The organism is Pseudomonas sp. 39004 (assembly GCF_028682155.1).
Taxonomy (GTDB): domain Bacteria; phylum Pseudomonadota; class Gammaproteobacteria; order Pseudomonadales; family Pseudomonadaceae; genus Aquipseudomonas; species Aquipseudomonas capeferrum.
Genome location: NZ_JANIAG010000195.1, coordinates 1 through 9,483, shown reverse-complemented (window position 1 = coordinate 9,483; position 9,483 = coordinate 1). Strand labels below are relative to the sequence as shown.

The 9,483-nt window shown below is 67.6% G+C and carries 1 protein-coding gene; it reads right to left on the bottom strand.

All coding sequences use genetic code 11. The features are described from left to right. Nucleotides 1-9,483, bottom strand: a 9,483-nt coding sequence (locus NP534_RS23450) for a non-ribosomal peptide synthetase (protein WP_274100270.1), incomplete at both ends; no start/stop codon positions are given.

Sequence of the window (9,483 nt, the reverse complement as noted above, 5' to 3'; positions counted from 1 at the left end):
ACCCTTCGGCAAGCCGGTGGAGCCTGAGGTGTAGATCACGTAGGCCAGATGACGCGGGGTCAACGCAGAAACTACGGGGTTGCTGGAAGGCTGCGCATTCCAGGTTGGCTGGTCCAGATCAATAAGCTGGGTCGCCTCCGCTACGTGGCGCGTAGCGCTGTGTACCAGCACCGCCACTGGCGCGCTGTCGCTCAGCATGTGGCGCACGCGTTCGGTCGGGTAGTCGGGGTCCACCGGCACATAAGCACCGCCCGCCTTGAGGATGGCCAGCAGGCCGACCACCATCGACAGACCACGTTCGACGCAGATCGCCACACGATCATCAGGCTTCACACCCAACGCGATCAGGTGATGCGCCAAGCGGTTGGCCTGTTCGTTCAGTTCGCGATAGCTCAACGAACCTTCCTCGGCCCGCACTGCAACCGCATCCGGTGTGCGCACTGCCTGCGCCTCGATCAGCCCATGCAGGGTCTGCTCAAGGTCGTAAGCCACCGCCGTGTCATTGAAGCCCACCAACAAGCGCTGGCGCTCCTCTGGCTCCAGCACCGGCAAGCGCTGCAACGCCAGCTCCGGCGTCTGCTCCAGGGCCTCGACCATCGCCTCCAGCACCTGGTGCATCTGCCCGCAAATGCGTGCCGCGCCCACTTCGGCCGGGGTCATGGCAACCAGGCGGAAGCCTTCACCCAGGTCGTCCACGTTCAGGCCCAACGGGTAGTTGCTGCGCTCCTGGCTCTCGAGGTTCTCCATTCCCTGGGTAGCCTGCCGCTGGCTGTCAGTGACCTGGGTACTGTGCCGGTAGTTGAGCATGGCGCTGAACAACGGCAAGGGTGCAGCCACGCCACTGCAACGCTGGGCCAATGCCAAGGATGCGTGCTCATGGGCCAGCAAGGCACTGAGGCGCTGATGCACGGTCTGCGCGCCCTCGCGCAGGCTCACATCATTCAGGTCGACCCGCAGCGGCAAGGTGTTGATGAACATGCCCAGCGCCCGCTCGGCGCCTTCGCCACCTTGCAGGCGACCAAGCAGCACCGTGCCGAACACCACGCGGTCCTTACCACTGGCAGCCGCCAGCAAGCGTGCCCACGCCAGGTGGAACAGGCTGGCAACGCTGATCCCCAGCTGCCGGCCGTGCTGACGCAGGCGTTGTGCCAGATCGTCCCGCAGCCACAACTGGGCCTCTTCGATGTCGCGGCCATCGCCTTGTACATCGCTGAGGCCGAACGGCAGGGTCGGTTCGTCGATATCCGCCAACTGCTCGCGGAAGAACGCTTCGTGCTCGGCCTGGCTGATACCCAGGCGCGCCTGGGCTACATAGTTGCGATATGGCACCGGCGCCTGCGCCGGCTCGCCAGCGCCCTGCAGGTAACCGATCAGTTCCTCGCCGACCACCTCCATGGCGGTGTGGTCGAGCACGATGTGGTGGAACTGCAGGGTCGCTTCGATACGTTCCGTACCCGGCTGCTGGGTGTAGCGCAGGCGGATCAGCGGTGCCTGGCCCAGGTCGAGCGTTGCATCGCGCTCATCGCCGCCCGGCATGACCGACAACGGCGCATGCCGCCAGACCACCTGCACGGCTTGCGGCAGGCCCTGCCAAAGCACGGCGGTGCGCAGCACGTCATGCCTGGCGATGACCTTGCCCAGCGCTGCGGCAAAGTGGTCCAGGTGCTCGCGGCTGGCAAAGGCGAAGCGCGACTGCAACACATAAGGGTCATGTGCCTGCGCGCTGAGGTGGTGATAGAGAATGCCCTCCTGCAACGGCGCCAACGGGTAGATGTCCTGCATATTGCTGGCGCCGCCCGGCACCTGGGCAACGATGCGCTCGATGGCCGCCTGCTCCAGCGCGATCAGGGGCAGCATGCCCGGGGTGATGTGCTGGCAGCCAGCCGGGATCAGGTTGGCCGGCACCTGCACCTGGCCTCCCTGGCCCAGGGTTGCTGCCAGCGCCGCCACGGTCGGTTGGCCGAACAGCGTGCGCACATCGACTTGCAATCCTTCCCGGCGCAGGCGCGCGGTCAGGTTCACGGCCAGCAGCGAATGGCCACCCAGCTCGAAGAAGTTGTCGTGCCGGCCCACGCGTTCGACACCCAGCATGTCGGCCCATACTGCCGCGAGGGCAGTTTCCACCTCACCTTGCGGGGCAACGTGGGCCTGGCCTGCGAGCAGGTTCGGGTCGGGGTCGGGCAACGCGTTGCGGTCGAGCTTGCCATGGCTGGTCAACGGCAATGCCGGCAGATGCATGAAGGCCATCGGCACCAGGTGCACGGGCAGGCTTGCCTGCAACGCCTGGCGCAGTGTGTCCACGGCCACCGGTGCGGTTTCGGTGAACCAGGCCAGCAACCGCTCGCCGCGCACCAGCACCACCGCATCGCCAATACCGGGCTGGGCGGCCAACACGCTTTCGATCTCGCCAAGCTCCACGCGTACACCACGAATCTTCACCTGGTCGTCGTTACGGCCCAGGTAGTCGAGGGTGCCGTCAGCGTTCCAGCGCACCAGGTCACCCGTGCGGTACAGCCGCGCCTCGGGTTGCCCGCTGAACGGGTCGGCGACAAAGCGCTCTGCGGTCAGTTGCGGGCGGTTGAAGTAGCCGCGGGCGACCCCCGCCCCGCCAATGTACAACTCGCCCACGGCGCCCACTGGCAGCGGCTGCTGACGTTCGTCGAGCACATACACCCGGGTGTTGGCGATCGGCATACCGATATGCAGCGCACCGGCCGCCGCCAACTGCCCGGAGGTGGCAACCACCGTGGCTTCGGTGGGCCCATAGTTGTTGACCAGGGCAAAGCCTGGGTCGCGCTCGAACTGGCGCAGGCGATCCCCCCCGACCAGCAGCGTGCGCAAGGTCGGGTGCTGGCGCTCGCGGCGCAGCGCTTGCTCGGCCACCGGCGTTGGCAGGAAGCTGACCGCCAGCGGTTGCGCAAGCCACCAGTCGAGCAGTTCATCGACGTGCTCAGCGGCGATACGCGCAGGCGGCAGGTGCAGCACGGCCCCGGTACACAACGCCGGCCACACCTCCCAGGCCACCGCATCGAAGCCGAAACCGGCCACCGTGCTGGTATGGCTACCGGCGTTCAGGGCAAAGGCCTCGCCGTGCCAATGCACCAGGTTGGCCAGTGTGGCGTGCTCGACCATCACCCCTTTGGGCTGGCCGGTAGAGCCGGAGGTGTAGATCACGTATGCCAGCTGGTGATCATCCAGGCCTGCCACACGCGGGTTGCTGTCGGCTGCGCCCTGCCAGGCATCGCGGTGCAGCTGGACGCAAGGGGTCTCGCCGACCAGCGCCAGGGTGGCGGACTCGACCAGCACCAGTGCCGGTGCGCTGTCTTCGAGCAGGTAGGCGATGCGCTCGGCCGGGTACGCCGGGTCGATCGGCACGTAGACTGCACCGGCCTTGAGCACGGCCAGCAGTGCCAGCACGCGCTCCAGGGTACGCGGCAAGCACAACGCAACCCGGTCGCCGACCTTTACCCCACGCTCGATCAGGTGGTGGGCGAGGCGGTTGGCGCTGCGGTTCAGCTCGCCATAGCTCAGCACCTGGCCATCCTGCACCAACGCCGCCGCTTGCGGCGTGCGGGCAGCCTGGGCTTCGACCAGGGCGTGCACGGTGAACCCTTTCGGGTAGTCGCGTGCGGTGGTATTGAAGGCTTCCAGCACCTGTCGGCGCGCTGCCGGGTCGAGGATCGACAACGTATCCACCGGTATGTCCGGCGTTTGGGTCAGGGCCTGCAACAGCTCGATCAGGGCCTGGTTCATCCAGCCGGCGACCCGTTCGGCGCCGATGCCCTCCAGGGCCAGCACGCTCAGGGCAAACCCTCCACCCAGGTCGTCGACACTCAGGGTCAGCGGGTAGTTGCTGCGCTCTTCGCCGCCCAGCAGGCGCACGCCCGGGGTGCCGGAATCGGCCTCGGCAGGTGCCCCTGCCGTGCTGTGACGGTAGTTGAACAAGGCGCTGAACAACGGCGTGGAGGCCGCCACGCCACTGCAACGCTGGGCCAATGCCAAGGACGCGTGCTCGTGCGCCAGCAGCGCCGAGAGCCGCTGGTGGGTGATGCGCACCGCTTGCGCCACTGGTGCGCAGAGGTCGATGCGCAGCGGCAGGGTATTGATGAACACGCCCAACGCCCGGTCGGCCCCTTCGCCGCCCTGCAAGCGCCCCATCAGTACCGTGCCGAATACCACATCGGTGCGGTTGGCGAGCACCCCGAGCACCCGTGCCCAGGCCAGGTGCGCCAGGCTGGCGGCGCTCACCCCCAGGCGTCGCGCCTGCTCGCGCAGGCCGCGTGCCAAGCTGGCATCGATGGCCAGGCGGGCTTCTTCGATGGCGCGGCCATCCCCCTGCACATCGGCCAGGCCGAACGGCAAGGTCGGCGCGTCGAGGTCGCCCAGCATGTCGCGGAAGAACGCCTCGTGGCCGGCATCGTCGGCGCCCAGGCGCGCCTGGGCGACGTAGGTGCGGTAAGGCACTGGCGCCGGCAGACGCTCGCCATGGCCCGCCAGCACCGCCTGCATCTCGCTGGCGATGACTTCCATGGCGGTGTGGTCCAGGGCCAGGTGGTGGAACTGCAACATCGCCACCACACGCTGGTTGGCCGGGTCGTCGGCGTGCAGCAGGCGCAACAGCGGTGCACGCGACAGGTCCAGGCGCTGGTGGCGGGCGTCGAAGCGTTCCTGCAAGGCGTCGATCACCGAGCCGGCGGCCAAGCCGTCGATTGCGCACACCTGCATCCGCGCTTCACGCCATACCACCTGCACGGCGTGCTCCAACCCTTCACTGACCACCGCAGTACGCAGGATGTCGTGCCGGTCGATGACCTGCTGCAAGGCACCCGCCCAACGCTGCAACTGCGCCAGGTTGTCGAACGCCAGGCGCGATTGCAGCAGATACGGGTCGCCCTGGGCGGCGCTCAGGTGGTGGTACAGGATGCCCTCCTGCAACGGCGCCAGCGGGTAGATCTCCTGCACATTGGCCGCGCCACCGGGTACGGTGGCGACGATACGGTCGATGCTGGCCTGGTCGAGCGTGATCAGGCTGAGCATGTCCGGGGTAATGTGGCGGGCACCTTGCGGCACACGGTTGGCCGGCACCTGCACTTCGCGCCCGCTGCCCACCGCAGCAGCCAAAGCTGCCAGGGTCGGCTGGGCAAACAGCACACGCACATCGGCGCCAAGGCCGGCCTTGCGCATGCGCTCGACCAGGGTCACGGCCAGCAGCGAATGGCCGCCCAGTTCGAAGAAATGGTCGTGGCGGCCGACCTGCGCGACCTTGAGCAGCTCGGCCCAGATCGCTGCCAGGGTGGTTTCGACCTCACCCTGCGGAGCCTCGAACGCACGGTTCAGCACGGCATCACTGCCTGGCTCAGGCAAGGCACGGCGGTCAAGCTTGCCGTTGGCGGTCAGCGGCAGCCCACCCAGGCAGACATAGGCGGCCGGCAGCATGTAGTCCGGCAACTGGCCTTGCAACTGCTGGTGCAGTTCGGCAATGCCTGGGGCAGGCTCACTGGCGGTGAAATAGGCCACCAGGCGCTTGTCGCCCGGCACATCTTCGCGCACCACCACCGCCGTCTCGCGGATACCGGCGCACGCCCCCAGGCGCGCTTCGATCTCGCCCAGTTCGACACGGAAGCCGCGCAGCTTGATTTGCTGGTCGGCACGGCCCAGGTAGCGCAAGGTACCGTCGGCCTGCCAGCAGGCCAGGTCGCCACTGCGGTACATGCGCGCACCCGGCTCGCGGCTGAACGGGTCGTCGAGGAAGCGTTCGGCGGTCAGCGCGGGCTGGCCGAGGTAACCCAGGGCGACGCCGTCGCCACCGATGTACAGCTCACCGACCGCGCCGACCGGCAACGGCTGCTGACGCGCATCGAGCACATAGCAGCGGCCATTGCCGATCGGTTTGCCGATGGGAATGCTGCCCGCATCGACCGCACGGATGGCGTAGGTGGTGCTGAACGTCGTGGCTTCAGTCGGGCCATAACCATTGAGCAGGTGCGCCGGGGCGCCATGGCGCAATACCCGGTTGACCACGGCCGGGTCCAGCACATCGCCGCCAACCATCAGGTAACGCAGCTTGGCGAAGGCCGGCAGCAAGTCGTCGGCAAACTGGTGGAACAGGCCGGCAGTCAGCCACAGCACCGTCACGCCCTGCTCCAGCAACACCTCACGCAGGGCCTGACGCGACAGCACCTGGTGCTGGTCGATGACCACCACTGCGCCGCCGTTGAGCAGCGGCGCCCAGACTTCCAGGGTGCTGGCGTCGAACGCCGGGTTGGAGGCGAACGCGACGCGGTCCTGGCAGGTGAAGTCGGCGAAGCCGTTGTTGATCACCAGGCGCACGATGGCCCGGTGCGGTACCTGCACGCCCTTGGGGGTGCCGGTGGAACCGGAGGTATACATGATGTAGGCGGCGCTTTCGGCATCCACCCCCAGGCCCGGAGACTGCTGTGGGTAGCCGGCAAGGTCCAGGCGGTCCAGCTCGACGCGCAGGGCGTGGCCCACCGCATGTTCACTGCTGAGGGTGAGCAACACCCGCGCCTGGCTGTCTTCGAGCATGAAGGCCTGGCGTTCGACCGGCGCATTGCTGTCCAGCGGCACGAACACCGCAGCGCACTTGCTGGCCGCCAGTTGCGCCGCCAGCAGTTCGATGCTGCGTGGCAACAACAGCGCAACCCGGTCGCCAGGGCGTACGCCCAGGCCCAACAGGTGATGGGCCAGGCGGTTGGCGTGCTGTTCGAGCTGCGCGTAGCTCCATTGCCGGTCACCGTGCAACACCGCCGGCGCAGTAGGGCTGAGCGCGGCATAGGTGTCGAACAGGGTATGCAGCGCCTGTTCGCGAGGGTAATCACGGCGGGTGGCGTTGAAGCCTTGAAGCACCCGCTCGCGCTCGGCCGGCGCCAGGCTGCTCACCTGCTGCAAGGCCATGGACGGTGCCTGTGCAAGGGCCTCGGCCAATTGTTCGAGGGCGGTGCTCAGCAACTGGCAGACCTGCGCGCCATCGACCTCTGGCACCGCTTGCACGGTCAGTACGAAGGCGTCGCCCAGGTCGTCGACATTGACCACCAGTGGGTAGTTGCTGCGCTCATGCGCGGCCAGTTGTTCGATACCCTGCCAGGCCTGGCGCAGCTCGGCCTTGGCCGGGGCACTGTGGCGGAAGTTGAGCAGGCTGGTGAACAGCGCCTGGGACGCGGGCACTGCGCTGCAACGCTGGGCCAGGGCCAGCGAGGCTTGCTCGTGGGCCAGCAGGCGGGCCAGGCGCTGGTGGGTCAGGCGCACGCCCTCGGCCACCGCCATCGCGCCCACGCTCACCCGCAGCGGCAAGGTATTGATGAACATGCCCAGCGCCCGTTCGGCCCCCTCGCCGCCTTGCAGGCGGCCGAGCAGCACGGTGCCGAACACCACCTCTTCGCGCCCGGACAATTGCGCCAGCACCTGCCCCCAGGCCTGGTGCACCAGGCTGGCGACGCTGATACCCAGCACACGGGCCTGCTCACGCAGGCGGCCGGCCAGAGCACTGTCCAGTGCCAGGCGACTGTCCAGCACCCGGCTGGCGTCACTGTGCGCATCGCGCAGGCCGAACACGGTGGTGGGTTCATCGATATCGCCCAGCAGCTCGCCGAACATTGCTTGGTCGGCCTGGGCATCGGCGCCCAGGCGCGCCTGGGCCACGTAGTTGCGGTAAGGCACGCTGGCATGCGACAGGGCCTGGCCTTGCAGCACCGCAGTAATCTCGGCCACCAGTTGCTCGACAGCCGCGTGGTCGAGAATGATGTGGTGAATCAGCAGGGTCGCCTCCACGCGACCTTCGCCTGGGCTTGGCACCAGGCGGATCAAGGGGGCCTGGTTCAGGTCGAGGGTGGTGGTGCCAGCCTGGCCGGCCACTGCAGGCGTGCTGCGCCAGACGACCTGCACGGGCTCGTCCAGGCCCTGCCAGTGGATGCTGGTGCGCAGGATATCGTGGCGGGCAATGACCTGATCCAACGCGGCGGCAAAGGCATCGAGGTCGGCCTGCCCCGGGAACGCAAAGCGCGCCTGCAGCACATAGGGGTCGGCGCCCTCGCTGGCGAGGTGGTGGTAGAGGATCCCTTGTTGCAGCGGGGCCAGGCCGTAGATGTCCTGGACATTGGCCACGCCCCCTGGGATCTGCCCGACCAGGGTGTCGATGGCCGCCTGGGACAGCTTGGCGAGCGGCAGCATGTCCGGGGTTATGCGGGTGCCCTCTACCGGGATGCGGTTGGCCGGCACGCTCACGCCGGTTTCACCGCCGACGGCGGCGGCCAACGCAGCCAGGGTCGGCTGGCCGAACAGCACGCGGATATCGGCATGCAGGCCTTGCTGACGCAGGCGCGAGGTGAGGCTGACTGCCAGCAGCGAATGGCCGCCCAGTTCGAAGAAGTTGTCGTGGCGCCCTACCCGCTCCACACCCAGCAGGTCGGCCCAGATCGCGGCCAGCAGGGTTTCGGTGTCGCCTTCGGGGGCTTGGTACTCGCGGTTTTGCAGGGCTTCGGCGTCTGGCAGCGGCAAGGCCTTGCGGTCGAGCTTGCCGTTGGGGCTCAGCGGCAGCGCCGGCAGGTGCATGAACAACGCCGGCACCATGAACGTCGGCAGGTGTGCCAGCAGCGCGCTGCGCAGGCTTTCCACGGCCTGCTCCTCACCGGTGTAGTACGCCACCAGACGCTGCTCGCGGGCGATGACGACCGCTTCCTTCACGCCCTCGATGGCGGTCAGGCCGGCCTGGATTTCACCCAGCTCTATGCGCAGGCCATGGATTTTCACCTGGTCGTCGTTGCGGCCCAGGTACTCGATATTGCCGTCGACCAGGTGCCGCGCCAGGTCGCCGGTGCGGTACAAGCGTGCGCCGGGGCGAGTGCTGAACGGGTCGTCGATGAAGCGTTCGGCGGTCAGCTCGGCGCGGTTGAGGTAGCCACGGGCGACTTGCACGCCGCCGATGAACAGCTCGCCAGCGACACCTTGCGGTACCGGCTGGCCCAGCGTATCGAGCACGTACAGCGTGGTGTTGGCGATGGGTTTGCCGATCGGGGTGTTGTCCGGCGCCGTCACGCAATGCCAGGCGCTGACATCCACCGCCGCTTCGGTCGGCCCGTACAGGTTATGCAACTCGACTGTTGGCAGTTGCGCGTGGAAGCGCCGTACCAGACTGCCCGGCAGGGCTTCGCCGCTGCACAGCACACGCTTGAGGCGATCTGCCGAAGCGTCGCCGTGGGCCAGGAACACATCCAGCATCGATGGCACGAAGTGCAAGGTGGTGACGCCTTCGCTGCGGATCACCTGGCGTAGGTACTCAGGATCGCGATGGCCGCCGGGGCGAGCCATGACCAGGCGTGCGCCGGTTTGCAGCGGCCAGAGGAATTCCCACACCGACACGTCGAAGCTGAATGGGGTCTTTTGCAAGACCACATCGTCTGCGCCGAGGTTGTAGGCGTCCTGCATCCACAGCAGTCGGTTGACCACACCGGCGTGCTCGTTCATCAC